Annotated in this window: 29 protein-coding genes; 16 read left to right on the top strand and 13 right to left on the bottom strand. The window is 60.0% G+C overall.

Annotation, left to right across the window (positions count from 1 at the left end; all coding sequences use genetic code 11):
- Positions 1 to 27: 27 nt before the first annotated feature.
- Positions 28 to 2,382 (bottom strand): ribonuclease R, encoded by a 2,355-nt coding sequence (rnr, locus tag FS804_RS03280; RefSeq protein WP_144574684.1) that lies wholly within the window; start codon positions 2,380 to 2,382, stop codon positions 28 to 30.
- Complete coding sequence (topA, locus tag FS804_RS03275; RefSeq protein WP_144574681.1) at positions 2,379 to 5,063, bottom strand: type I DNA topoisomerase; 2,685 nt, start codon at positions 5,061 to 5,063, stop codon at positions 2,379 to 2,381. Before topA ends, rnr begins: the two co-directional genes overlap by 4 nt.
- Positions 5,064 to 5,322: 259 nt before the next feature.
- Between topA and FS804_RS03270 the strand changes: the two genes are divergently transcribed.
- The gene (locus FS804_RS03270; protein ID WP_077225113.1) at positions 5,323 to 5,556 is read left to right on the top strand and encodes a hypothetical protein; all 234 of its coding nucleotides are present in this window, start codon (positions 5,323 to 5,325) and stop codon (positions 5,554 to 5,556) included.
- Here the strand turns inward: FS804_RS03270 and dprA are convergent.
- Genes dprA through FS804_RS03250 form a run of 4 tightly spaced genes read right to left on the bottom strand, consistent with a single transcriptional unit; the run spans position 5,509 to position 9,566 of the window.
- Positions 5,509 to 6,651, bottom strand: coding sequence for a DNA-processing protein DprA (dprA, locus tag FS804_RS03265; RefSeq protein WP_063951176.1), 1,143 nt, complete (start codon positions 6,649 to 6,651; stop codon positions 5,509 to 5,511). The two genes, FS804_RS03270 and dprA, sit on opposite strands and share 48 nt — an antisense overlap.
- Before the next feature lie 21 nt (positions 6,652 to 6,672).
- The gene (plsY, locus tag FS804_RS03260; RefSeq protein ID WP_186376644.1) at positions 6,673 to 7,290 is read right to left on the bottom strand and encodes a glycerol-3-phosphate 1-O-acyltransferase PlsY; all 618 of its coding nucleotides are present in this window, start codon (positions 7,288 to 7,290) and stop codon (positions 6,673 to 6,675) included.
- Between the two features lie 45 nt (positions 7,291 to 7,335).
- Positions 7,336 to 8,628, bottom strand: a complete 1,293-nt coding sequence (locus tag FS804_RS03255) for a dihydroorotase (protein WP_144574678.1) — start codon at positions 8,626 to 8,628, stop codon at positions 7,336 to 7,338.
- Positions 8,625 to 9,566, bottom strand: a complete 942-nt coding sequence (locus FS804_RS03250; RefSeq protein ID WP_003502441.1) for an aspartate carbamoyltransferase catalytic subunit — start codon at positions 9,564 to 9,566, stop codon at positions 8,625 to 8,627. Before FS804_RS03250 ends, FS804_RS03255 begins: the two co-directional genes overlap by 4 nt.
- A 129-nt stretch (positions 9,567 to 9,695) precedes the next feature.
- On the opposite strand from FS804_RS03250, the gene FS804_RS03245 reads away from it, so the two are divergent.
- Both FS804_RS03245 and FS804_RS03240 read left to right on the top strand, forming a co-directional pair.
- Entirely contained in the window at positions 9,696 to 11,348 is a 1,653-nt protein-coding gene (locus FS804_RS03245; protein WP_063951173.1) for an acyl-CoA dehydrogenase family protein, read from the top strand.
- 138 nt (positions 11,349 to 11,486) lie between these two features.
- On the top strand, positions 11,487 to 12,098 hold the full coding sequence (locus FS804_RS03240) for a GNAT family N-acetyltransferase (protein ID WP_144574675.1): 612 nt from the start codon (positions 11,487 to 11,489) through the stop codon (positions 12,096 to 12,098).
- A 1-nt stretch (position 12,099) separates the two neighbouring features.
- On the opposite strand, the gene FS804_RS03235 is transcribed toward FS804_RS03240, so the two are convergent.
- Both FS804_RS03235 and FS804_RS03230 read right to left on the bottom strand, forming a co-directional pair.
- Entirely contained in the window at positions 12,100 to 12,462 is a 363-nt protein-coding gene (locus FS804_RS03235) for a hypothetical protein (RefSeq protein ID WP_246665841.1), read from the bottom strand.
- 59 nt (positions 12,463 to 12,521) lie between these two features.
- Positions 12,522 to 12,797, bottom strand: a complete 276-nt coding sequence (locus FS804_RS03230; RefSeq protein ID WP_077225109.1) for a type II toxin-antitoxin system Phd/YefM family antitoxin — start codon at positions 12,795 to 12,797, stop codon at positions 12,522 to 12,524.
- A 188-nt stretch (positions 12,798 to 12,985) separates the two neighbouring features.
- On the opposite strand from FS804_RS03230, the gene FS804_RS03225 reads away from it, so the two are divergent.
- From FS804_RS03225 to FS804_RS03220, 3 genes are all read left to right on the top strand, one after another.
- Positions 12,986 to 13,630, top strand: a complete 645-nt coding sequence (locus tag FS804_RS03225; RefSeq protein ID WP_144574669.1) for a TetR/AcrR family transcriptional regulator — start codon at positions 12,986 to 12,988, stop codon at positions 13,628 to 13,630.
- A gap of 246 nt (positions 13,631 to 13,876) precedes the next feature.
- Complete coding sequence (locus FS804_RS24880; protein WP_186376745.1) at positions 13,877 to 14,038, top strand: hypothetical protein; 162 nt, start codon at positions 13,877 to 13,879, stop codon at positions 14,036 to 14,038.
- Positions 14,035 to 14,331, top strand: coding sequence for a DUF6105 family protein (locus tag FS804_RS03220; RefSeq protein WP_144574666.1), 297 nt, complete (start codon positions 14,035 to 14,037; stop codon positions 14,329 to 14,331). Before FS804_RS24880 ends, FS804_RS03220 begins: the two co-directional genes overlap by 4 nt.
- Here FS804_RS03220 and ruvX read toward each other — a convergent pair.
- Both ruvX and FS804_RS03210 read right to left on the bottom strand, forming a co-directional pair.
- Complete coding sequence (gene ruvX, locus FS804_RS03215; protein WP_144574663.1) at positions 14,304 to 14,783, bottom strand: Holliday junction resolvase RuvX; 480 nt, start codon at positions 14,781 to 14,783, stop codon at positions 14,304 to 14,306. The genes FS804_RS03220 and ruvX overlap by 28 nt on opposite strands.
- 14 nt (positions 14,784 to 14,797) lie before the next feature.
- Complete coding sequence (locus tag FS804_RS03210; protein WP_144574660.1) at positions 14,798 to 15,100, bottom strand: alkylphosphonate utilization protein; 303 nt, start codon at positions 15,098 to 15,100, stop codon at positions 14,798 to 14,800.
- Between the two features lie 84 nt (positions 15,101 to 15,184).
- Between FS804_RS03210 and FS804_RS03205 the strand changes: the two genes are divergently transcribed.
- From FS804_RS03205 to FS804_RS03190, 4 genes are all read left to right on the top strand, one after another.
- On the top strand, positions 15,185 to 15,889 hold the full coding sequence (locus tag FS804_RS03205; RefSeq protein ID WP_144574657.1) for a metal-dependent hydrolase: 705 nt from the start codon (positions 15,185 to 15,187) through the stop codon (positions 15,887 to 15,889).
- Positions 15,890 to 16,014: 125 nt separating this feature from the next.
- The gene (gene gatC, locus FS804_RS03200) at positions 16,015 to 16,302 is read left to right on the top strand and encodes an Asp-tRNA(Asn)/Glu-tRNA(Gln) amidotransferase subunit GatC (protein WP_144574652.1); all 288 of its coding nucleotides are present in this window, start codon (positions 16,015 to 16,017) and stop codon (positions 16,300 to 16,302) included.
- 53 nt (positions 16,303 to 16,355) lie between these two features.
- Positions 16,356 to 17,837, top strand: a complete 1,482-nt coding sequence (gatA, locus tag FS804_RS03195; RefSeq protein WP_144574648.1) for an Asp-tRNA(Asn)/Glu-tRNA(Gln) amidotransferase subunit GatA — start codon at positions 16,356 to 16,358, stop codon at positions 17,835 to 17,837.
- Positions 17,828 to 18,325 carry a GNAT family N-acetyltransferase gene (locus FS804_RS03190; RefSeq protein WP_371417807.1) on the top strand — a complete coding sequence of 166 codons (498 nt, stop codon included), beginning with the start codon at positions 17,828 to 17,830 and terminating at the stop codon, positions 18,323 to 18,325. The genes gatA and FS804_RS03190 overlap by 10 nt, the downstream gene beginning before the upstream one ends.
- Positions 18,326 to 18,391: 66 nt before the next feature.
- On the opposite strand, the gene FS804_RS03185 is transcribed toward FS804_RS03190, so the two are convergent.
- Positions 18,392 to 18,649: a YjhX family toxin gene (locus FS804_RS03185; RefSeq protein WP_063951161.1), complete on the bottom strand. Its 258-nt coding sequence runs from the start codon at positions 18,647 to 18,649 to the stop codon at positions 18,392 to 18,394.
- A gap of 273 nt (positions 18,650 to 18,922) precedes the next feature.
- Here FS804_RS03185 and FS804_RS03180 point away from each other — a divergent pair, with 273 nt between their 5' ends.
- The gene (locus FS804_RS03180) at positions 18,923 to 19,432 is read left to right on the top strand and encodes a GNAT family N-acetyltransferase (protein ID WP_144574643.1); all 510 of its coding nucleotides are present in this window, start codon (positions 18,923 to 18,925) and stop codon (positions 19,430 to 19,432) included.
- Here the strand turns inward: FS804_RS03180 and FS804_RS03175 are convergent.
- Positions 19,414 to 19,746 (bottom strand): DUF1294 domain-containing protein, encoded by a 333-nt coding sequence (locus FS804_RS03175; RefSeq protein ID WP_144574640.1) that lies wholly within the window; start codon positions 19,744 to 19,746, stop codon positions 19,414 to 19,416. The genes FS804_RS03180 and FS804_RS03175 overlap by 19 nt on opposite strands.
- Before the next feature lie 151 nt (positions 19,747 to 19,897).
- Here FS804_RS03175 and gatB point away from each other — a divergent pair, with 151 nt between their 5' ends.
- From gatB to FS804_RS03150, 5 genes are all read left to right on the top strand, one after another.
- On the top strand, positions 19,898 to 21,403 hold the full coding sequence (gene gatB / locus FS804_RS03170) for an Asp-tRNA(Asn)/Glu-tRNA(Gln) amidotransferase subunit GatB (protein WP_006698017.1): 1,506 nt from the start codon (positions 19,898 to 19,900) through the stop codon (positions 21,401 to 21,403).
- A 281-nt stretch (positions 21,404 to 21,684) separates the two neighbouring features.
- A complete protein-coding gene (locus tag FS804_RS03165) occupies positions 21,685 to 22,182 on the top strand; it encodes a GNAT family N-acetyltransferase (RefSeq protein ID WP_063951159.1) in 498 nt (165 codons plus the stop codon).
- Positions 22,179 to 22,652 carry a GNAT family N-acetyltransferase gene (locus tag FS804_RS03160; RefSeq protein WP_144574637.1) on the top strand — a complete coding sequence of 158 codons (474 nt, stop codon included), beginning with the start codon at positions 22,179 to 22,181 and terminating at the stop codon, positions 22,650 to 22,652. Before FS804_RS03165 ends, FS804_RS03160 begins: the two co-directional genes overlap by 4 nt.
- Before the next feature lie 109 nt (positions 22,653 to 22,761).
- Positions 22,762 to 23,160 (top strand): NADH:ubiquinone oxidoreductase subunit NDUFA12, encoded by a 399-nt coding sequence (locus FS804_RS03155; RefSeq protein WP_144574632.1) that lies wholly within the window; start codon positions 22,762 to 22,764, stop codon positions 23,158 to 23,160.
- Between the two features lie 131 nt (positions 23,161 to 23,291).
- Positions 23,292 to 23,729 carry a DUF2155 domain-containing protein gene (locus tag FS804_RS03150; protein WP_063951157.1) on the top strand — a complete coding sequence of 146 codons (438 nt, stop codon included), beginning with the start codon at positions 23,292 to 23,294 and terminating at the stop codon, positions 23,727 to 23,729.
- A 15-nt stretch (positions 23,730 to 23,744) separates the two neighbouring features.
- Here the strand turns inward: FS804_RS03150 and aat are convergent, their stop codons facing one another.
- Entirely contained in the window at positions 23,745 to 24,359 is a 615-nt protein-coding gene (gene aat, locus FS804_RS03145) for a leucyl/phenylalanyl-tRNA--protein transferase (RefSeq protein WP_144574629.1), read from the bottom strand.
- Positions 24,360 to 24,365: the final 6 nt, after the last annotated feature.

The raw sequence follows: 24,365 nt of genomic DNA, 5'->3' as shown, positions 1-24,365 counted from the left end.
GTCCGTTCGGCCGTTGAGGCCGCCTTGTTATCGTCGCCTTCTCGGCGGCCGTGTTCCGGGTTTGGCGGCAGCCCGCGCTGTCCGCCGTCCGGCCTTGTGGAACGAGCGTACGCCCATCGGCATCTTGCGCCCAGGACTCAGCATATCGAATCTGAGCGCACCCGCCAGCGGCACCGCTTCCGCGAGCCTCACCTGCACCGTGTCACCAAGCTGATAACCGAGACCGGTCTTTTCCCCCGTAAGAGCCTGATGGGCTTCGTCGTACAGGAAATAATCGGTTCCGAGCGTAGATATAGGAACAAATCCATCAGCGCCAAACTGCGGAAGCGCGACAAATAGTCCCGCCTTGGTGACACCACCGACCCGACCCTCGAATTCCTCGCCAACCCGCTCGGAAAGATGATGCGCGATCAGCCGGTTGACTGTGTCGCGCTCGGCCGCCATGGCGCGGCGCTCGAAGGTAGAGATTTCCGCAGCGATATCGTCGAGAGTCGCTTCTTCCTGTGGGGTGATGCCGCCTTCACCCAACCCCAGAGAACCCACCAGCGCGCGATGCACGATGAGGTCGGCATAACGCCGGATCGGTGAGGTGAAATGGGCGTATTTCATCAGGTTGAGGCCGAAATGGCCGATATTTTCGGGGCTGTAGATCGCCTGGCTCTGGCTGCGCAGCACCATCTCGTTGACCATGATCTGGTGCGGCGTATCGAGCGCGCGCGCCAGAATGCCGTTGAAGGAATTGGCGCGCATGGCCGCACCCTTGGCCATGGTAATGCCAATCGTCCCGAGAAACTCGCGCAACACCTCCTGCTTGGAAAGCGTGGGCGCATCGTGGACACGGTAGACCAGCGGCTGCTTCTTCTTTTCCAGCGTCTCGGCGGCGGCGACATTCGCCTGGATCATCATTTCTTCGATCAGCTTGTGCGCATCGAGACGTTCGGGAATGACCACCGAGTCGACGGTACCATCGGGACGCAGCTTGATCTTGCGCTCGGGCATGTCGAGTTCCAGCGGCTGGCGCCGGTCACGGCCTCGCTTCATCACCTCATAAGCGTGCCACAGCGGCTTGAGGATCGGCTCCAGCAGCGGTCCGGTCTTGTCGTCGGGCTTGCCATCAATCGCCGCCTGGGCCTGCTGGTAGGAAAGCTTGGCGGCGCTCTTCATCATGATGCGGTGGAAGGTGTGCCCGGCCTTGCGGCCTTCCTTCGAGAAGGTCATTCGCACCGCAAGGGCAGGGCGGTCGACGCCTTCCTTCAGCGAGCAAAGATCGTTGGAGATGCGCTCCGGCAGCATCGGCACGACGCGATCCGGGAAATAGACGGAGTTGCCGCGTTTCAGCGCCTCGCGGTCCAGTGGCGAACCTGGCCGAACATACCAGGAGACATCGGCAATCGCGACGGTAACGATGACACCGTCAGGATTGTCGGGTGACGTGTCCGGCTCGGCATAGACCGCATCGTCATGGTCCTTGGCATCGGCCGGATCGATGGTAATGAGCGGCAGGTCGCGCCAGTCCTCGCGATGGGACATGGTCGCTGCCTTGGCCGCATCCGCTTCGGCAAGAACATTCTGCGGGAATATATGCGGGATGCCGTGGGCGTGGATTGCGATCATCGAGATCGCTTTTTCCGAAGCGACGGAGCCGACGACCGAGAGAACCTTGGCGCGCGTCAGACCGTAGCGGCCGCTGTTGCGCGAGGTTTCAACCTCGATCAGATCGCCATCCTTGGCATCGCCGACGCCATCGGGGTCAATGACCATTTCCTCGCCGCGCCGATCGATCGGCATCAGCCGTCCGCCGCCGCCGGGCGTTTCCTTGAACACGCCAAGCAATGCATTTTGGCGGCGGTCGATCAGCTTGACGACGCGGGCGGTGTAAGCAGGGCCAGTGCTTTCCTTCGAGGGAAAGATTTTCGCAAGAATGCGGTCGCCGAGACCGGCAGCTGGCGCTTTCTTGCCGCGGTCCTGCGAGGACTGGCGGATCAGCACCGCCGGTGCTGCGCCCAGATCCTCGGGCCATTCCGCCGGTCGGCCGATCAGCTCACCGTCCTTGTCGCGGGTCGTGATGTCGAGAACCGTCACGGGGGGCAGGCCACCCGGCCGCGTCAGCGACTTGCGGCTCTTGTGCACCATGCCGTCGATTTCGAGTTCCTTCAGCAGAGCCTTCAGGACAACACGGTTTTCGCCCTTCAGGCCGAAAGCCTTGGCGATTTCCCGCTTGGAGGCCTGTTGCGGATGATCCGCAATGAATTTCAGCAGCACTTCGCGGGAAGGCACCTCGCCGTGGATGATGCCTTCGCCTTCACTCACCCGTTTGCCGCGCCCGGTGCGTCCGAAACCGTCGCTGGCGGAACCCTGTCTCTGACGCGGCGCTTTGCTCACTCTGCTGCCTTCTTGGGTTTGGCCGCTGCCTTCGGCTTGGCGGCCGTCTTGCTCTTTGTTGCCGCCTTGGCCTTGGTCGCCTTCGGCTTGGCCGCGGCGTCACCATCGGCCTTCTTGGCGGTGGTTTTCTTGGCCTTGGCGGGCTTGCCGCCGGTGCCGGTTTTGGCAATGCGCTCGGCGATCAATACCAGCGCCTCGTCCAGCGTCACGGACGCCGGATCCTGCCCCTTGGGAATGGTGGCGTTGACCTTGCCCCAGTTCACATAGGCGCCGTACCGCCCGTCACGAACGGTGATAGCGCCACCATCGGGATGGTCGCCCAGCTCCTTGAGAGCAGCGGGCGTGCCGCTACGGCCGCGTCCCGGTCCCTTGCTCTGCTTTTCAGCAATGACGGTCACGGCGCGGTTGAGGCCGATCGAGAACACGTCCTCGATGCTTTCGAGGTTCGCATAGGAACCGTCATGCAGCAGGAAAGGTCCGTAGCGGCCGAGGCCCGCGGAAATCATCTTGCCGGTTTCCGGGTGCTTGCCGATATCGCGCGGCAGGTTGATGAGCGCCAGCGCCTTCTCGTGGTCGATATCCTCAGGCTTCCAGCCCTTGGGCAGGGAGGAGCGTTTCGCTTCCTTGCCATCGCCGCGCTGGATATAGGGTCCGAAGCGGCCGGAGCGAAGCGTCAGCTCCTCGCCGGTCATGGGATCGGCACCCAGCGCCTTCGGCTCGTTGAGAGCAGCGGCTTCGGCTTCCGCACCATCGGAGGTCAGCTGTCGGGTATAGTTGCACTCAGGGTAGTTCGAGCAACCGACAAAAGCGCCGTATTTGCCAAGCTTCAGTGACAGATTGCCGGTGCCGCAAACCTGACAAATGCGTGGATCGGAACCATCCTCGCGCTTTGGGAAGACCAGCGGTGCCAGAACCTCGTTCAGCGCGTCCAGCACGTTGGTGACGCGCAGTTCCTTGGTATCTTCGATCTGGGCGAAGAAATCCTTCCAGAAATCGCGCAGCACCTGCTTCCAGTCCAGTTCACCGGCGGAGATGCGGTCGAGCTTTTCTTCAAGGGCGGCGGTAAAGTCGTACTCGACGTATTTGGTGAAAAAGCTTTCGAGGAAAGCCGTCACCAGCCGGCCGCGCGAATGCGGCACCAGCTTGCGCTTGTCGATGACGATATATTCGCGGTCGCTCAGCGTCTTCAGCGTCGCCGCATAGGTGGAAGGACGGCCGATGCCGAGTTCTTCCATCTTCTTGATCAGCGACGCTTCCGAATAACGCGGCGGCGGCTCGGTGAAGTGCTGGCTGGCATTGATCTTCTGCTTGGCGAGGTTTTCGCGTTCATTGATCGGCGGCAGACGGCCTTCGTCGTCACCGTCGTCGCTCTGCTCGCCATCTTCCTTCTGGTCCGTATAGGCGGCAATGAAGCCATCGAAACGGATGACGGAGCCAACGGCGCGCAGGCCCGCCTTTTCGCCGCCGTTGCTGGCGAGAATCTCAACCGTCGTGCGCTCGATTTCGGCTGACGCCATCTGGCTCGCAATACCGCGTTTCCAGATCAGCTCGTAAAGACGCAGCTGGTCGGCATCGAGGTAACGCTTCACCTGATCCGGTGTGCGGTTGAAATCGGTCGGGCGGATAGCCTCGTGCGCTTCCTGGGCGTTTTTGGCCTTTGTCGAGTAGAAACGCGCCTTCTCCGGCACGTAACGGTCGCCGAACTGCTCGCCAATAGCCTTGCGGGCGGCATCGATCGCTTCCGGGGCCATCTGCACGCCGTCGGTACGCATATAGGTGATCAGACCGACGGTCTCGCCGCCGATATCGATACCTTCATAAAGCTTCTGCGCCACCTGCATGGTGCGCGAGGCGCCGAAGCCCATGCGCGACGAGGCCGCCTGCTGCAGCGTCGAGGTGGTGAAGGGCGGGCCGGGGTTGCGCTTGACCGGCTTGGCCTCGACGCTGTCGACCAGATACGTCGCGCCTTCGAGCAGCGACTTCAGCCGGTTGGCTTCGTCGCCGGTCTTGATCGCGCGGTTCTGCAATCGCTTGCCATCGGCCGAAACCAGCTTGGCTTCGAACTCGTCACCGCGCGGTGTCTTCAGCAGGGCACTGATATTCCAGTATTCTTCGGATACGAACCGCTCGATTTCGGATTCGCGGTCACAGACCAGGCGCAGCGCCACCGACTGCACACGGCCGGCGGAACGGGCGCCCGGCAGCTTGCGCCACAGAACCGGAGAGAGGTTGAAACCGACGAGATAATCGAGCGCACGGCGGGCGAGATAGGCGTCCACCAGCGGCACGTCGATGTCGCGCGGGTTTGCCATGGCGTCCAGAACCGCCTTTTTGGTGATGGCGTTGAAGACGACGCGCTTCACCGGCTTGTCGCCAAGCACACGCTTCTTCTTCAGGAGATCAAGAACATGCCAGGAAATGGCTTCTCCTTCGCGATCCGGGTCGGTTGCGAGAAAGAGGCCGTCGGAGGATTTTACCGCATCGGCAATATCTTTCATGCGCTTGGCGGACGCGCTATCGACCTCCCAGGACATTTCGAAATCCTGGTCGGGCAGCACCGAGCCGTCCTTGGCAGGAAGGTCTCTGACGTGGCCAAAGGATGCAAGAACCTTATAGCCCGAGCCAAGATACTTATTGATCGTCTTGGCTTTGGCAGGAGATTCTACGACGACGACATTCATATTGTTCTTCTCTGGAACTGGTCCGTTAACGTGGCCCCGGTTGCAGCCTATTGCCGCAATTGGCCTTCTTTATAATTCGACATGGACAGGTAATGCCCGCTGGTCAAGAGGCAAGCCCGATTTTCTCGTTTCGAGATGACTGCAACCTATGGATAATCTATTGTTGTATTGCAATCTTTGGTAAATTGGTTATGATGGGAAACATCATTTGAGAAGACGTATTGCTTCCCGTTTCAGGGTGAATTTTTAGGATAAATATATGGTCCCCAACGCAACAAACAATAATGCCGACAAGGATGGGACCAGAGAGAGCTTGGCTTACATCCGCCAGATGCTGGCTGAGCTACGGCAGGTAGCGCATCGGGAGGGTGCCGACATGCTGTGTTACCTGATCGAGATGGCCTATGTCGAAGTCGGTGATATCCAGAGCGGCCGGCGCAAACTCTCAATCCGCGATGATGAGCGACACGCGCCCCCCGGCATGCCGGTTTAGACGCCCGGCAATATCGAGCTCCAGCAGTACCAGATGAACGGTTGCGGCTGAGAAACCCGTATGTCTGATGATGTCATCCGTTTCAACGGGCGAGGGACCGAGAGCGGCGGCGATGATGCTGCGCTCGTCGTCTCCTGGCGGTGACATTTCCACATCCTGCTCCGGTTCCTCAATCTTGCGGTCATAGGGCAATTGCGGTTCCATCAATGGTCGCAGTGCATCAAGAATATCGGCCGCTCCCGTGGTCAGCATGGCGCCTTCCTTGATCAGCCGGTTCGTCCCTTCGCAGCGCGCGTCGAGCGGGGAGCCGGGAACGGCGAAAACAAGCCGCCCGGCTTCACCTGCAAGCCGCGCCGTAATCAATGAACCCGAACGTTCCGCGGCCTCAACGATGACGACGCCGAGCGAGACGCCCGCGATCAGCCGATTGCGGCGCGGGAAATCCCGCGCGCGAGGCTCCCAGCCAAAGGGCATTTCGCTGATCGTTGCGCCGCCCTGATCGTAGATGTCATCCAAAAGCCCGAAATTTTCCTGCGGGTAGGGGCGGTCGAGACCACCGGCCAGCATCGCCACCGTGCCGGTTGCAAGGCTTGCCCGGTGCGCTGCCGCATCGATACCGCGCGCCAACCCCGATGCGATCGTATAGCCGGCCCGACCACAATCGCGCGCCAGCATTGCCGCAAATTTCGCGCCATTGATGGAGGCGTTGCGTGAGCCGACAATGCCGATGCTGGGCCGGGTTGCTGCGTCTGCCGAGCCCTTCATGGCGATGAGCGGCGGCGCGCCATCCATTTGCCGCAGGGCTGGCGGGTAATCAGGCTCGCCGATGCCAACGAAACGCGCGCCGAAATTCTCGGCAGCCTCAAGCTCCCGTTCCGCCTCCGCCTGGGTGGCGATGCGCGGGCTGCGCGACGAACCGCCACGGCGCGACAGTTCGGGCAGCGCCTCCAGCGCTTTTTCAGCGCTGCCGAAATGATTGATGAGTTCGCGAAAAGTCACGGGACCGATATTGTCGCTGCGGATCAACCGCAACCATGCCACCCGCTGCCGCGCAGAAAGCTCTATGCCCTGCCGTGTCGGTTCCTTATTCGGCATGACATGTCCCCAAGACGAAGCTTAACCCTTCTGTCCGATCCTGCTTTCCGTGCCGGCCATCAGACGCCTGATATTTTCGTGGTGTTTCAGCCAGGAGATCACACTGAGCAGCGTCACAAGAAGCGCCGTCTTCTCAGGACCAAGCACCCAAAGCGCGACAGGGATGATCACCATCGCCACCAGCGCGGAGAGCGACGAATAGCGCGTGATAAAGGCGGTCGCGATCCAGACCAGTGCAAAGGCAAGCATCATCAGGGGGGCGGCGCCGAGAAGCACGCCAATATAGGTCGCCACACCCTTGCCGCCCTTGAAACCGAGCCACACGGGAAAGAGATGGCCGAGAAAGGCAAAAAAACCGGCGACCAGCGACGCTTCGTGACCCCAGAGCGCATTGGCGACCAGCACCGCCGCCGTGCCCTTCAGAGCGTCGAGCAGCAGGGTTGCGGCGGCGAGCTTCTTGTTGCCGGTGCGCAGCACGTTGGTCGCGCCGATATTGCCGGACCCGATCTTGCGCACGTCACCCAGCCCGGCCATGCGGGTCAGAAGGAGGCCGAAGGGAATGGAGCCCAACAGATAGCCGATCAGCGCCGAAAGCGCGAGAAGGGCAGGCGCAGTCTGCCAGTCAGTCAAAGCACTCATCCAATGTCCCCTCTGTCCCGCCTGCCGCGTGATCTCTTGATGATCTTATGCCAAGGAATGAACGGCTTTGCCAGCCACATAAGTGGCGATTGCGCGACCGCTGAATCGGGCATCCTCGAACGGCGTATTCTTGGATTTCGAGACCAGCTGCTCCTTCGCCACAAGCCATGGTTCGTCGAGATCGATCAGCGTGATATCGGCCTTGGCGCCGACTTTGAGTGTCCCTGCATCGAGACCGAAAATCTTGGCCGGGCGGGTGGAGAGCGCATCGATCAGCCGCATCAGCGGAACCTCGCCGCTATGGTGGAGGCGAAGCGCCGCCGCCAGCAGGGTTTCGAGCCCGACAGCGCCGCTCGCCGCATCCGAAAACGGCAGGCGCTTGGTATCGACATCCTGCGGGTCGTGCGAGGAGACGATGATATCGATGGTGCCGTCCTTCAGCGCCTCCACCATGGCCTTGCGGTCGTCTTCGGCGCGCAGCGGCGGGGAGAGCTTGAAGAAAGTGCGGTATTCGCCAATATCGTTTTCATTGAGCGTGAGATGATTGATCGAGATGCCGCAGGTGGCTTTCACACCCCGCTGCCGCGCAATCCGGATCGCCTCCGCCGATTCCGGTACGGAAATCTTGGCGGCGTGATAGATCGCCTGCGTCAGGCCTGCAATGCGCAGATCACGCTCCAGGGGAATGATCTCTGCTTCCTTCGGAACGCCTGACAGTCCGAGCCAGCTTGCGAAAAGCCCCTCATTCATGTCGCCGCCGCCGATATATTTGTCGCGGGTCTCGAGCGCGATGACAGCGCCGAGTTCACGCGCATAGGTCATGGCGCGGCGCAGCACCAGCGTATCGGAAAGCGCCTTGCGACCATTGGTGAAGGCCACCGCACCGGCTTCCTTCAGCATCCCGAATTCGGTCATCTCTTCGCCCCGCAGACCCTTGGTGAGGGCAGCGGCGGGATGCACGTTGACGATAGCCTTGTCACGCGCCGCCTTCTTGACATATTCGACCAGCGCAATGTCGTCGATGACGGGGTCGGTATCCGGCATCACGATAATGCTGGTGACGCCACCTGCCGCTGCAGCGCGGGCGGCGGATTCGATCGTCTCGCGGTGTTCCGCGCCGGGTTCGCCGACAAAAACGCGCGCATCCACCAAACCGGGAACGGCCACCACACCCTTGCAGTCGCGCACCGTCGCATCCTCGGGCGCACCCTGATTATGCGCATCCTTGCCGGCTGCGAGAATGGTGCCGTCCGCACCGATAACGATGCTACCGGTCTCATCCAGATTACGGGAGGGATCAACGATGCGGAGGTTCTTGAGAACGGTCGCGGCACTCATACGCGTTCACCCTGGTTTTGCGAGACAAGCAGGGTTTCCATCACCGCCATGCGCACGGCAACCCCCATTTCCACCTGGCTTTCGATGACACTCTGTGGACCGTCCGCGACTTCGGAAGCGATTTCCACGCCGCGGTTCATCGGGCCGGGGTGCATGACGAGCGCATCTTCCTTCGCCGCCTTCAGCTTTTCGGCGTCGAGACCGTAATAATGGAAATACTCGCGCACCGAAGGTACGAAGGAGCCGGACATGCGCTCACGCTGCAGGCGCAGCATCATCACCACATCGGCGTTCTTCAACCCTTCCTTCATGTCGTGGAAGACTTCCACGCTCATGTCCCGAATGCCGGAGGGAAGAAGTGTCGCAGGGGCGACGACGCGCACGCGCGCGCCCATCTGGTTGAGCAGGATGATGTTGGAGCGGGCAACGCGCGAGTGCAGCACATCACCGCAGATTGCCACCGTGATACCCGAAAGCTCGCCCTTGGCGCGACGAATGGTCAGTGCGTCAAGCAGCGCCTGTGTTGGGTGCTCATGCTGGCCGTCGCCGGCATTGACCACCGAGCAGGCGACCTTTTGCGCTAGAAGCGCTGCCGCACCGGCCGAGGAGTGACGCACGACAAGCACATCCGGGCGCATGGCATTCAGCGTCATCGCCGTATCGATCAGCGTTTCGCCCTTCTTCACCGAGGAATTGCCGACCGACATGTTCATCACGTCAGCTCCGAGGCGTTTTCCGGCAAGTTCGAAGGAAGATTGCGTCCGTGTCGAAGCTTCGAAGAACAGGTTGATCTGCGTCAGCCCTCGAAGCGTCGAGGTCTTTTTCTCGCGCTGGCGGCTGATTTTCACGGCCTCGTCCGCCTTGTCGAGAAGCAGGGTAATATCCTGATGGGAAAGCCCCTTGATGCCGAGAAGATGGCGATGGGGAAAAAAGACCATGGAAATTGTCCTCCGGGTCGCAATAGTCAACGGGTCTATAAAGACAGGTGGCGTTGCGGGCAAGCATGCGATAAGCCGGGTTTTGGCATATACACGCAATAAAGCACGAATCCCGATAGAAGGATGCGAATGACAGGCATGAATCGGACAGAAGAACAGCTCGCCGAACTGAACCAGCCCAGCCTCTGGTCAGGTATCAACGCCTATCGTTCCGATCCGCTGATCGTCGATCTGACCTCCGGCCTGTCGCGTAATCTGAGGGATGAGTACGATCAGCTCGGTCGCTACGTCACCTCGCATGAGGCGCAGGAACTGGCGCGCATGGCGAACCAGGGCGTGCCGCAGCTGCACACCCATGGCCCGCGCGGCGAGCGCTTGGACCAGGTGGAGTTTCACCCGGCCTGGCATGCCCTCATGCGCCGTTCCATGTCCTCAGGTCTGCATTCCAGCGTCTGGGAAAATTCTCCAGATACGCGCGGCAATGAGCACAAGGCCCGCGCCACGAAATTTTATCTGACCTCGCAGCTCGAAGCAGGCCATCTCTGCCCGCTGACCATGACCAGCGCCTCCGTTGCCGCCATCATGGCGTCGCCGCGCGTGCAGAAGGAATGGGCGCCGAAGATCCTGTCGCGCAAATATGATTCCGCGCAGAAGCCGGCCCTGCAGAAAACCGCCGTCACCATCGGCATGGGCATGACGGAAAAGCAGGGCGGCACGGATGTGCGCGCCAACCGCACCACCGCCGAGCGGGTGGGCGAGGGCATCTACCGTCTTTCCGGCCACAAATGGTTCCTTTCCGCGCCAATGAGCGACGGTTTCGTCATGCTTGCCCAGATGGGCGACGGGATGGGCTGTTTCCTCGTGCCACGTTACCTGGAGGACGGTTCGAAGAACGGCCTGCATTTCCAACGCCTGAAGGACAAGCTTGGCAACCGCTCCAACGCGTCAGCCGAAGTCGAGTTTACGGATGCCTTCGGTTATCTGCTTGGCGATCCCGGCAGCGGCATCCGCACCATTCTCGACATGGTGACACTGACGCGGCTCGACTGCGCGCTGGCGTCTGCGGGTATGATGCGCGCCTCGCTTGCCGAAGCCGTGCACTACGCCCGCGGGCGGTCGGTCTTCGGCAAGATGCTGGTCACGCAGCCGATCATGACGCGCGTGCTCGCCGATATGGCGCTCGATGTAGCGGCCGCGACCGCGCTTTCCTTCCGGCTTGCGAGTGCTTTCGATGCCGCCCGCAACAATCCGGCCGAAGCCGCCTATGCCCGGGTCATGACGCCCATCGTCAAATATTGGTGCTGCAAGATTGCGCCGGCGCTCATCTATGAGGCGATGGAGTGCCTTGGCGGCAACGGTTACGTGGAAGAGCGACCGATTGCCCGCCACTATCGCGAAGCGCCCGTTAATGCCATCTGGGAGGGCTCCGGCAACGTCATGGCGCTGGATGTGCTGCGGGTTCTCCAGCGTGGCAAGGACCTGTTCGATCTGGTCTTCCAGACGCTGGAGCGTGATCTCGGCCCTGCCGGCAAGAAGACCACCGACGTGCTGCGCGCCGCGATTGCGCTTGCGGAGCGAGACGAGGGTGCGGCTCGTCTTTTGGTCGAGCAATTTGCGCTTGCGGCCGCTGCCGCCGAGCTTTGCCGCCTCGGCGCCGGCAAGATCGCCGATGCATTCCTTGAAACCCGTCTTGCGGGCGGCTGGCGGCATACTTACGGCATGCTCGATTCCCGTTTTGATCCGACGTATATAATCGATTTATTGTATCCGCCTGCATCGTGATTTTGGGCATGCGGAAAATGATTTTGCAGTCCCGGTGGGAGGGGTCTTTATTTTGAAAATATTTACGGGTTTCCAAAGTGCTCGTTGCTGTCATGACGCCCTTGCGGGTTTGTCGACCACGCGGGAGGGTGGCTGCCAATGCTGACCTTCCGTTCCGCCCGCGCTGAGGATGAAGACGCGCTGTATGCCATAAGTCTTGCGACGGGCGACGCGGGGCAGGACGCGACGTCGCTTTACGCCGACGGGCGCATGGTCGGTCACATCTATTCTGTTCCGTATCTGCATTTGTGGCCCGATGCCGTCTTTGTTGCCGAGGATGAAGAGGGCGTCTGCGGCTACATCGCCGGCGCGCTCGACACGGCGGCCCACGAAGAACGTCTGGAACAGGAATGGTGGCCGCATTTGCGCGCGCTCTACCCCGATCCAGGTGGCGACCAGCAGACATGGGATGCAGATCAACGCCGCGCCCATTTCATCCACCATCCACGCCGCACGCCAGTCTGGCTTACCGATCCGTTCCCCGCTCATATTCACATGAACCTTCTGCCGCGCACGCAGGGCAAAGGCGGCGGCACCCGGCTCCTGTCGCGCTGGCTGGATATGGCCAGACAGAACGACGTCTACGGCATCCACCTCGGCGCCAGCGAGCGCAACCATGCGGGCATGCGCTTCTGGGAAACGCGTGGGTTCAAACGCCTGGACAGCCACGAAACTCCAGGCAGCGTCTGGTTTGGGATGGCTTTAGAGTGATTTAGGTTCTAATGATCCGCGCCGTCCCCGCTGCTAAAAACGGAGCAAACGCGGTGCGAATCTCTTCGAGAAATGTCTCGCTGAAACGGCCTATAGGCTGTTGCTGAGTGTTGAAATGATAAGATCGCTCGATTACGTCGTAGTTGCATTCGCTGACCGTAATCCAGCCACGATCATATGCAGTGAGTCTCGCCCGTCGAAGCTCGAGCTTTGGTATTTCTATTGCCTGCTGCATGGCGTCTTGCGGCGGCTTAGATGAAATGGGCAGCAATAATATATGGGAAAGACCATGCCTGTCCGTGACGGTCAAAATCATGCAGACCGGGCGATCTTTCTCGCCGTGGTCGCGCGTTGGATTTGACACAGACTGCCATCTCCACAAGTATGGGTACGAAACAATATCCCCGCGTGTGAACTTGGACATTATTTTCCCGGTTCGCTGCGGGACTCCCGATAGGCGTCGGAGTCTTCGTCCAACTGGGAGCTGAACATGGCAGCCAATTCGTCAGGCATTTCCCCGGCGGCATAAGATCTCCGAGGATCGTCTCTTCCCAGCATCTTTTCGAAAAGTTCGACGGGCATGACCACCACCGAAGGCCTTCCGTGTCTGGTCAACGTAATAGGCGACTTCTGCGCTTCATCATGGTAGCGACCGAAATGCCGCATGAACTCTGCTGTTGAAATTGATTTTCTTTTCATGAGAGACCTCGAAAATCCATGTTATCCTAGATAATACAGAAAATACAGAAAACTTAAAGAGCGCTGCCGCGGTCTCTTGGTGACTTCATCCACAGGAACCTTAGGCTCCATCCCACCTCCACATTGTCCTTCCCTTCACGCTTTGTTAACCCCTGCGGTCAGGCCTTCGAAACACGGGTAGGGGAATCATGCTGGCGACTGCAGAGGCGATTTCAGCCGACAGACCGGAAAAGCGGATCAAGGATCGCGCTCAGACCAAGAAGGCGATTTTTAATGCGGCGCGGTCGCTGCTTGCCGAAGAGGGGTTTCAGGGTTTCGGCATCAATGCCGTTGCCCGGCGGGCCGGCTGCGACAAGCAACTCATCTATCGCTATTTCGGCGGCCTCGACGGCTTGATCGAGTCAATCGGCGAGGATCTCGGCTCCTGGGTGAAGGATCGCATCCCCGAAGACACGGGCGGGATGTTCCTGCTGACCTATGGCGACCTCATGGAGAAGCTCGCGCTCTATTTCATCGACGCACTGCGCAGCGACCCGCTCGTTTGCAAGATCATCGCCTGGGAAGTGTCTGACGGCTCCCCGCAGGTGCGCCAACTCGCCGAAGCCCGCGCCAAATCGCTTGGGAAATGGCTGGAGCGCATGCGCGGCTCGCTCGCTGCACCGAAGGGCGTGGACACGGCCGCCGTCAACGCCGTGCTGTTTGCCGCCATTCAGCACCTTGTCATTTCCGCGGCCACCAGCGGCCAATTTGCCGGCGTGCCGTTGAAATCGGAGCGTGATTGGGAAAAGATCACGACCGCCGTCAAAAGGCTGGTGCGTGGCGTTTACGGCTGACCATCCTGTGCCGCAGACCGCGCGGATTTGATCAGGCATCATCTTAAGACCTTCTCAACCATGTTTCCATCGCCAGGCAACCGTCCGGCATTCTTTTCCGTTGCTCCATCGACAGCGTTTTCCACATGCCGACCGACCGCCATTAACCATAATGGCAGCTTTTGTTTGCGTCACTGAAGCTGGCGGTCCAGTGTGGGTTAATGAACTGTTAACCATGCGCAATGATTGCGCATAAGGGAGCCGCAAGTGAGCCGCTGGACAGCTTTGAGCGTCATGATGACGTTTTTTGTTATGCTGCCGTTGGATATCGACGTGCCAGCGCTAAACCTCTGCCTCATGGCATTGGCGCGCTGGGCGGTGCTTGCCGGCGTTCCCGATACGGTTGTTGTAAGGGGGCAGGCGGTATGAAGTGGTTTCTGATCCTCTGGGCCGGCCCGGTCGCGCTGTTAGGCAGCTGGTACTGGCTTTCCTATTACGACATGAGCTTCGGTTTCTTCATGCTGACGCGCCAGACCCATGATCTCGTCTTCGAGATTTACGGCAATATCCTCGGTCTTCCACCGGAAAGCCTGCCGCCGCTGGTGGCGCGTGCCATCGCGGTCGATAGCCTGATCGTGTTTGCGATTATCGGTTTCCGTAAGAGAAAGCAGATCGCCGCCTGGTGGCAGGCCCGTCAGTCCGCTGCGCGTGCGAGCGCGTGAAGCCTGTCCAAGGCACCCTGAAGAATGAAGCTAGCCGCCGCCGAATCGATGCGTTCGGCCCGCTTGGCGCGAGACACATCCATTTCCAGCAACGCACGCTCGGCCGCGACAGTCGACAGCCGCTCATCCCAATAAATGAAGGGCAGATCGGTTTTTTCGCTCATGCTGCGCACAAAGGCGCGGGTTGCCTGCACCCTTGGTCCGGATGAACCGTCCATGTTCATGGGAAGGCCGATGATGAAAGCCGCAACTTTTTCCTTTTCCGCAAAAGCCAGCAGGACCTGAGCATCCTGCGTGAATTTCACACGCTTTAATACCGGGCGCGGCGTCGCAAAACGTCGCGACAGATCAGACATGGCAAGCCCTATTGTCTTCGTGCCGAGGTCCAGGCCGGCAACAGCCTGACCGGGTTGAAGCACCTGCGCCAGTTCCTCGATGGTGAGTGTCGCCATATCCTGCGCCGTCCTTACCGCTTGCGGACGAATTCGGTGCGCAGCACCAGTCCCTTGACCGCATCGTGCCTGCAGTCGATCTCTTCGGGATTATCGGTAAGGCGGATCGACTTGATGACGGTTCCCTGTTTGATGACCGTGCTGGTTCCCTTGACCTTGAGATCCTTGATCAGCGTAACAGAATCGCCGTCGGCGAGGACGTTTCCAGCTGCATCGCGCACTTCATTCGCGCGCGCTGCCTCCGCAGCCAGTTCGGAAGCGGGCCGCCATTCGCCGGTCGCTTCGTCGTACACATAATCGTCATTGTCAGCGGCCATTGTCGCCTCTCTTAATTATCGGTAGTGCGGTTGTTCAGGCCGTCCTATGTCATACTATACCGGCAATACAAAGGAGAACTTCCCATGAAAATCACCTGGCTCGGCCATTCCGCCTTCCGCCTTGAAAACGGCAGCGCAAAGATCCTCATCGATCCGTTCTTCACCGGCAATCCCGGTTTCGCCGGGCAGGATGCAAAGTCGGCGGCCGAAGGCATCACCCATATTCTTCTCACCCACGGTCATGGCGACCATGTCGGCGATACCGTGCAGCTTGCCCGCGAAACGGGCGCAACGGTACTCGCCAATGCCGATCTCGCCGCCTGGCTCTCCGCCAAGGGTGTCGCAAAGGTCGACATGGGCAATACCGGCGGCACCGTGCATTTTGATGGCTTTTCCGTCACTTTCACTAACGCGCTGCATTCCTCCGCCCAGATTACCGAAGATGGCGTTTCCCATTCGCTCGGTAATGCCAATGGCCTGATGCTGCATTTCGAGGACGGCCCGGCCGTCTATCACATGGGTGATACCGACATCTTCTCCGACATGAAACTCATCAATGAACTGCACCAGCCGGATATCGGCCTCGTGCCGATCGGCGACCGCTTCACCATGGGTGGGGCCGTGGCGGCGCTTGCCTGCCAGCGCTTCTTCAAGTTCCAGAATGTCATTCCTTGCCATTACGGCTCCTTCCCGATCATCGATCAGACGCCGGACAAGTTTGTGGCCGGCATGGAAGGCGCGGAAGCGCGTGTCCACACGCCGAAGGCGGGCGATACCTTGTCCTTCTGAAGCTCCGTGAGAGCATGTCGTCGCCGCAAAACCGCTCCGCTGTGTGATGCGACATGCTTTCTACCGTTGCGAAGGACGGACATGGTGATTATAGCGGGTAGGAAAATTCTGACCGGAGTAAAACCATGTCCGTCGATCTCGCCACCGTAAAGCGCGTTGCGCGCCTTGCCCGTATCGCTGTCACCGAAGAAGAAGCACAGAATATGCTCGGCCAGCTGAACGGCATACTCGGTTTCGTGGAGCAGCTTTCGGAAGTGAATGTCGACGGCGTCGAGCCGATGACGTCCGTGACGCCGGTCGCGATGAAGAAGCGCGCCGACGAGGTAACCGATGGCAACAAGGCGGATGACATCGTCGCCAATGCGCCCGCGACCGATCGCAATTTCTTCATGGTGCCGAAAGTGGTCGAATAATCGATCCACCTTGCCTCCTGATTTTCCGAGATTTTCGAAAGCCGTTGCCGACCATGACCGACCTGACGAGCCTGACCATTGCCGAAGCCCGCGAGAAGCTGAAGGCGAAAGATTTTTCCGCCCTTGAGCTGACGGACGCCTATCTCTCCGCCATCGACGCCGCCAACGGCGCGCTGAACGCCTATGTCGCGACAACGCGTGAGAAGGCGCGCGAGATGGCGAAAGCCTCCGATGGTCGTATCGCTGCGGGTTCCGCGGGTGAGCTGGAAGGCATTCCGCTCGGCGTGAAGGACCTTTTCGCAACGCGTGATGTTCATACCCAGGCCTGCTCGCACATCCTTGATGGTTTCAAGCCGAAATACGAATCCACCGTTACCCAGAACCTCTGGGACCAAGGCGCCGTTATGCTCGGCAAGCTCAACATGGACGAATTCGCCATGGGCTCGTCCAATGAAAGCTCCTGGTACGGCCCGGCCATCAACCCGTGGCGCGCCAATGGTTCCGAACAGAAGCTGGTGCCCGGCGGCTCCTCGGGCGGTTCGGCCGCAGCCGTTGCCGCGCATCTCTGCGCCGGCGCCACCGCAACCGACACGGGCGGCTCCATCCGCCAGCCGGCAGCCTTCACAGGCACCGTCGGCATCAAGCCCACTTACGGCCGCTGCTCGCGCTTCGGCATCGTCGCTTACGCCTCGTCGCTCGATCAGGCTGGCCCGATTGCCCGCGACGTGCGCGATGCCGCCATCCTCTTGAAGACGATGGCAAGCGTTGACGCCAAGGACACAACTTCTGTCGATCTGCCGGTACCAGATTACGAAAAGGCCATCGGCCAGTCGCTGAAGGGCCTGAAAATTGGTATCCCCCGGGAATACCGCGTTGACGGCATGCCCGATGAAATCGAAAAGCTCTGGGCCAAGGGCGTCGAGTGGCTGCGCGATGCCGGTGCCGAGGTGGTCGACATCTCGCTGCCGCACACCAAATATGCGCTGCCCGCCTATTACATCGTCGCGCCGGCAGAAGCCTCGTCCAACCTTGCCCGTTATGACGGCGTCCGCTACGGCCTGCGTGTTGACGGCAAGGACATTGCCGACATGTATGAAAAGAGCCGCGCCGCCGGTTTCGGCAAGGAAGTGCAGCGTCGCATCATGGTCGGCACCTATGTGTTGTCGGCCGGTTACTACGACGCCTATTACCTGAAGGCGCAGAAGGTCCGCACGCTCATCAAGCGCGACTTCGAAAACGTCTTCCACGAAGGCGTTGACGCGATCCTGGCCCCGATCACCCCGTCTTCCGCCTTCGCTGTCGGCGACGAAGAGCTCGCTTCCGATCCCGTCAAGATGTACCTGCAGGACGTCTTCACCATCACCGTCAACATGGCCGGTCTCCCGGGCCTCTCGGTTCCCGCCGGTCTCGACGGCAAGGGCCTGCCGCTTGGCCTGCAGCTCATCGGCAAGCCTTTCGAGGAAGAAACGCTGTTCAAGACGGCTCATGCCATCGAGCAGGCAGCCGGCAAGTTCACGCCTGCCAAGTGGTGGTAAGCGGTCTCAAGCTTAGGCAAATGAATGAAGCCGATCGCGATGCGGTCGGCTTTGTCGGATTTGCCGCCTGGCGTGCCGGCGAAGCCTTCGACGCCGTCTATCTCGATTCCTGTGTCATCGAGCGGGTGAGGAGCGAATTCGAAAGCTTCGCCAAGTCTCCGACCGGTGACGTCGTTGTGGCCGAAATCGACGGTGATGTTGTCGGCTGGGGCGCTTGCGATGCCAAGCCTCATCACATTTCCGATCTGTGGGTGAACCCAGCCTGGCAGGGAAACGGGATTGGCAAAGCGCTAATCTCCCATTTTCTTGACAGCATGCGGGCCGAAGGCTTGCCGCTCGCCACCATCGATACCCATGCAAACAATCGCAATGCCATTGGTCTATACGAGCGTTGCGGCTTTCAGATCGTCTGGCGCGGCATGGAATGGTCCGACATCATGAAACTCGAACTCGAGAAGGTGAAGCTCGAGCAAAAACTTTTGCCGTAACGTGTTGGCACCTTCGATGCTGCGTGGCGAAATGGCGGGCGACGGCATTGCCGCCGCCCGGTCGGTTTATCGGTTGTCCAGCTCACCCCGTACGAGTTCCAGCCCACGGGACGTGATCCGGTAGGGCTTGCCGCCGCAGGAGGCGATGGCTCTCTTGCGTTTCAGCTTACGGAAGGTGAGGAGATCGAGGCCGCTGAAAATCCAGCCCTCGCGCGTAAAAAGCGAGAGTTTTTCGATTTTGCGGGCATCGTCTCGAACGAGTTCAATTCTGCCGCCCTGGGCGAGCAGGTGAAGAATGCGCTGTTCTGCGCGGGAAATGTCCATTTTTTGGAAGTCCGGTCGGCGTTACGAAGACGCGTGAAAACAAACCCGGGTGCCTAGAGGCAGCCGGCTCGGTTTCATATGGCCCGGCGCGCAAGAAACTTGCGGGCAGGGCCTTTACCGGGACTCCGATTGAGCGAACATAAAAACTCCGTTCTTACCGGTTCTGGATAGCGGGCAGGCCCCATGCGGTCAAGTCAGATGAAAGCAAGCGAAAGCGTGCTGGTCGAATCACACGCGCAATGGTTTAATTTTCTCGGCCAAGGAGGGCGCGGCTTGATCGTCATTCGCAACGCGCATGAGCAGGAAGCGGACGTGCTGGCGGCCATCGGCATCAGGGCATGGCGGCAGGCGACCGCGGCTCTTGGCATCACGCCCACGCTTTACGACAATGCGGCCAGCGCCTTTTCCAACTTCACCCGCTCGTCGTGGCTTGCCATCCGCGTGGCAGAGCTGGGCGGCTCGGTCGCGGGGTGGGCCGCGCGGGAGCATTTTGACGATGCTATTTCCGATTTCTGGATCGATCCGGATTTTCAGCGAAGAGGCGTCGGCAGCCGTCTGCTCGCAGATGTCGAACGACTGATAGAAGACAGGGGCTTCGAGACAATCCGGCTTGAGACACACGCCCAGAATGAACCGGCCGTCGCCTTTTTTCGTCACCACGGATATAGCGTTCGCTGGCTATCTGTTTCCTATGCGCCGAAGCTGGACCGTGAGGTGCAATCGGTGGGTCTTCAGAAACAATTGGCCGAGGTCGAGAGCGGGCTTTACGGACCGGCGTTCTGAGACATGGTTCGTAGAGTGGCGATCAGCCGCATCGGCCAGTCCGGCGTGATGAGGAGCGACGCGACGAGGCCCGCCTGCAATATGACGATCGATGTCAGCTTGCTACGAAATGGCTCCTTGCGTGTTTTATGCCGCAGCAAGCTTTGCGCCGAGATAGCGCCCGCACTGCCGCCTACGAGCGCGAGCAAAAGCAGCGTGCTTTCCCGGATACGCCACCCGCCACGTCTCGCCGCTTCCTTGTCCCACCAGTAGACAAGAAAGACGAAGAGATTGAAGGCGAGATAAGCGAGAAAGCAGAGAGCGATCGTTTGCATGGCGTGATTTGAAACCCATAAGCATAAAAAACGCGTAACCGGCACTCTCGAAAATCGTGAGCCGGGCGTGACGGGGCGCAACATGTCTTGCGCCCACGCTCCATTTGTTCTACCCACCAAGGCCAAAGAACCCGTATATCGTGAGCTTCAGATGACCCTTGTAGACGTGCGCACCCCCGACCCGAAACGCTTCATTCCCGGCGCCACCGGCGATTGGGAAATCGTGATCGGCATGGAGGTGCATGCGCAGGTTCTCTCTAATTCCAAGCTGTTCTCCGGCGCCTCCACCACCTTCGGCAATGCGCCGAATTCCAACGTGTCGCTGGTCGATGCCGCGATGCCCGGCATGCTGCCCGTCATCAATGAGGAATGCGTGAAGCAGGCGGTCCGCACGGGTCTCGGTCTCAAGGCAAAGATCAACAACCGATCGATCTTCGACCGAAAGAACTATTTCTATCCGGATTTGCCGCAGGGCTACCAGATTTCGCAGTTCAAGGATCCGATCGTCGGTGAGGGCACCATCACCATTTCGCTCGGTCCCGACCGCCAGGGCAACTTTGAGGATATCGAAATCGGCATCGAGCGCCTGCATCTGGAACAGGATGCCGGCAAATCGATGCATGACCAGCACCCGACCATGTCTTTCGTGGACCTCAACCGTTCGGGCGTGGCGCTGATGGAAATCGTGTCGAAGCCAGACATGCGCTCGTCGGATGAGGCGAAGGCCTATCTGACCAAGCTGCGCTCCATCGTGCGTTATCTCGGCACCTGTGACGGCAACATGGACGAAGGCTCGATGCGCGCCGACGTCAACGTCTCCGTGCGCCGTCCGGGCGAAGGCTTCGGCACGCGCTGCGAAATCAAGAACGTCAATTCCATCCGCTTCGTCGGTCAGGCGATTGAATATGAGGCGCGTCGCCAGATCGCCATTCTGGAAGATGGCGGCGTCATCGATCAGGAAACCCGCTTGTTCGATCCCGGCAAGGGCGAGACGCGGTCCATGCGCTCCAAGGAAGATGCACATGACTACCGCTACTTCCCCGACCCGGATCTGTTGCCGCTGGAGTTTGACGATGCCTTCGTCGAGGCGCTGAAGGTCGATCTTCCGGAACTGCCTGACGACAAGAAGGCCCGTTTCGTCGCCGATCTCGGTCTCTCGGTCTATGACGCCTCGATTCTGGTCTCAGAAAAGGCGATTGCAGATTATTACGAAGCCGTCGCTGCCGGCCGCGATCCGAAGGCTGCCGCCAACTGGGTCATCAACGACCTGCTCGGCGCGCTGAACAAGTCTGGCAAAGACATCGAGACGACTCCGGTGTCACCCGAACAGCTTGGCGGCATCATCGATCTCATCAAGGCTGAGACCATCTCCGGCAAGATTGCCAAGGATTTGTTCGAGATCGTCTGGAACGAGGGCGGCAATCCGGCTGAGATCGTCGAAGCTCGCGGCATGAAGCAGGTGACCGATACCGGCGCCATCGAAAAGGCCGTCGACGAGATCATCGCCGCCAACCCGGATCAGGTCGAGAAGGTCAAGGCAAAGCCGACACTCGCCGGCTGGTTCGTCGGTCAGGTGATGAAGGCGACGGGCGGCAAAGCCAACCCGCAGGCGGTGCAGGCGCTCGTGAAGGCGAAACTTGGTATTGAGGAAGAGTAAGCGAAGGCTGCTTCCTGCTCGAGTAACGGCAGAGAGGTTCCGTCATCCCGGCCTTGAGCCGGGATCCAGCCAGCCCAAGTCCTTGGGCTGAGAAGACTCTTTTTGGCGCGCAGACGCGCGTCGGCTGGATGCCGGATCAAGTCCGGCATGACGCAAGCCCAGACTATTCGCGATTAAGCCACACAGTGGTACAAGCCGAGGATGACGTCCAGTAAGGGCGACTGACATCACTTCTGCCGGGATCGACGCCCGGCATTTCTGTTTCAAGACGGAGCCAGATCATGTTTTTCATCCGCACAGCCAGCCTGCGTGACATCGAGCCGGTCCGGTCGCTGCTCGCGACGACATGGCACGCCACTTATGACGCGATCTACGGCGCGGAAAAGGTCGATGAGCTGATCGCAGCCTGGCATTCGCCGCAGGCCATGAAAGACCGCGTCGAGAAGAAGGGTGGCGAGTTCCTTGTTGCCGATGACGGCAAGCGGATCGGCGGCATGGCTTACGGCTCCATGTCGACCAAGATGGCGAAGACGGCGCTGTTGCACCAGCTTTACGTTGCGCCCGATCTTCAGCGTCAGGGCGTCGGCCGCGATCTCTTCGCGGAGCTTGAAACCTGCTTTCCCGACGCGGAAATCATGCGGCTGGAGGTTGAGCCTAAAAATACTGTCGCAATCAACTTCTATGAAGGAGTCGGATTTGTCGAGGTGGACCGAATCGAGCGCATGGCGGGTATCGAGGGGTTGCCCGGCATCGTGATGGAAAAGAGCCTGACCCGATGAATGCGACCTTGGAAAATCTGATAATTCGAACGGCCCGTGAAGACGATCTGCCGGCGCTCGCCGCCATTTTTGCCGCTGACGAGATCGGCGGCCACGGCGATACGGCCGACGAATCGGCACAGCCCGATTATCTTGCCGCCTTCCGGGCAATCGAGGCGTCCCCGAGCGAAACGCTTTACGTCGCCGAACTGGATGGCGAGGTGGTCGGCACCTTTCAGACGGCGATCCTCACCAAGCTCGTTGGGCGAGGGGCGAAGTCGATGGTGATCGAGGCGGTGCAGACACGCGCCGATATGCGCGGTCGCGGCATTGGCGCGGTGATGATCAACTATTGTCTTGATGAGGCCCGCCGGCAGGGCCTGAAAGCCGCGCAGCTCACCTCCAACATGGCGCGGCTCGATGCGCATCGCTTCTACGAGCGGCTGGGTTTCGAGAAGCGGCATCTTGGCTTCAGGATGACGCTGAAATAGCGCGGATATATCTCGAAATGCTGGACAATTGGCGTGAGGGGCGGCATAAGCATGTCTTGTGCCGTGCATGGAAAATCGCTGCGGTGCATTCAAGCCCGAGGAACGTAGAATGAAGACTCTCCTGACGCAAATCTTCACCTGGTGGAACGGCCAGACGATCGGAACGCGATTTCACACCTGGCGTTTCGGCAAGAAGGTCGGGCAGGACGAGTTTGGTAACACCTATTACGAAGGCGGCACCACCTCCTGGGGCATGCCGCGCCGCTGGGTGATTTACAACGGTTATGCCGAAGCCTCGGCCATTCCTTCCGGCTGGCACGGCTGGATGCATTACCGCACCGACGTGCCGCCGAGCCAGGAAAGCTACGCTGCACGCGACTGGCAGAAGCCTCACCAGCCGAACCTCACCGGTTCGTCGAAGGCCTATCGCCCTCAAGGGTCGCTGGCCGTTGCCGGCGAGCGCCCGCGCGTGACGGGCGACTACGACGCCTGGACACCCGGCAACTGAGTTATCGCGACGCGCGGTGTTGTGCAAAACGCCGCGCCTACTTCCGGCCTCACCGGTTTTTGCCACATTCCGCCCTTAGGCGTTGATCCGGTCGGCGGTTCGACACAGGCAAATATTTGGAGACATATCGTATGAGGAAATTCACGCGGGATCGTTCTTTGCGTGCGCTGACAGTCTCGCTGTTTGCAGCGGTCTCTGCTGTTCTCCTCGTATCACCCGTCTCCGCCGCCCGTCTGGAAAACCGCGTTGCCGTCTTTTCCGGCATCGACAAGATCACCGGCCGCATCACCTCCTTCGACGTCTATATCGATGAGACCGTGCAGTTCGGCGCGCTTCAGGTCACGCCGAAAGTCTGTTATTCCCGTGATCAGACGGAAACCCAAAAGATCGATGCTTTTGTCGAGGTTGATGAGATCACCCTCGACCGCAAGATCAAGCGGATTTTTACCGGCTGGATGTTCGCTGATAGCCCCGGCCTCAACGCTGTCGAGCACCCGATCTACGACGTGTGGCTGACGGGCTGCAAGCAGGATTCGGACGTTCCCGCTCCCTCAACGGCAAGCAAATAACCTTACGTAAAGTTTTCAGAATCGCAGGCTTGGCCGGTTGACGGCGAGGTCCAGCATTTTCGCATATTCCAGCTTCGGCACGTCGATCGCACCGAATGTCTTCAGATGCTCGGTCGTAAACTGCGTGTCGAGCAGCACGAAACCACTAGCTCTTAACCTTTCCACCAGATGCACGAGGCAAATCTTCGACGCATTGGTGCGGCGGGAAAACATGCTCTCGCCGAAGAAGGCAGCCCCCAGCGAGACACCGTAAAGCCCGCCGACAAGCTCATCGCCTTCCCAGGCCTCGACGCTGTGGGCGTGGCCGATCTGGTGCAGCTCGGTATAGAGTTTGCGGATGGTGGCGTTGATCCAGGTGCTCGGCCTATCCGGCGCTTCGGCAGCACATCCCGCCATGACCGCTTCGAAGGCAGTGTCGAAGCGTATGTCGAACGGCTTCTTTCGCATCGCCTTGGCGAGGCTCTTGGAAACGTGAAAAGCGTTGAGGGGAATAATACCGCGGATTTCCGGCTCGACCCAGAACAGCTCGGGGTCATCGGCCGAGTCGGCCATGGGAAACAGGCCGGCGGCGTAGGCGCGCAGCAGAATGTCGACCGTTATGTCGTTATTTCTGCCGCGCCGCCCAGCCATATCGTC

It is taken from the genome of Agrobacterium sp. DE0009, from assembly GCF_007680755.1.
Classification (GTDB): domain Bacteria; phylum Pseudomonadota; class Alphaproteobacteria; order Rhizobiales; family Rhizobiaceae; genus Agrobacterium; species Agrobacterium tumefaciens_B.
Note: the sequence above shows the minus strand (reverse complement) of the source record. Positions and strands in the feature narration are given on the sequence as shown.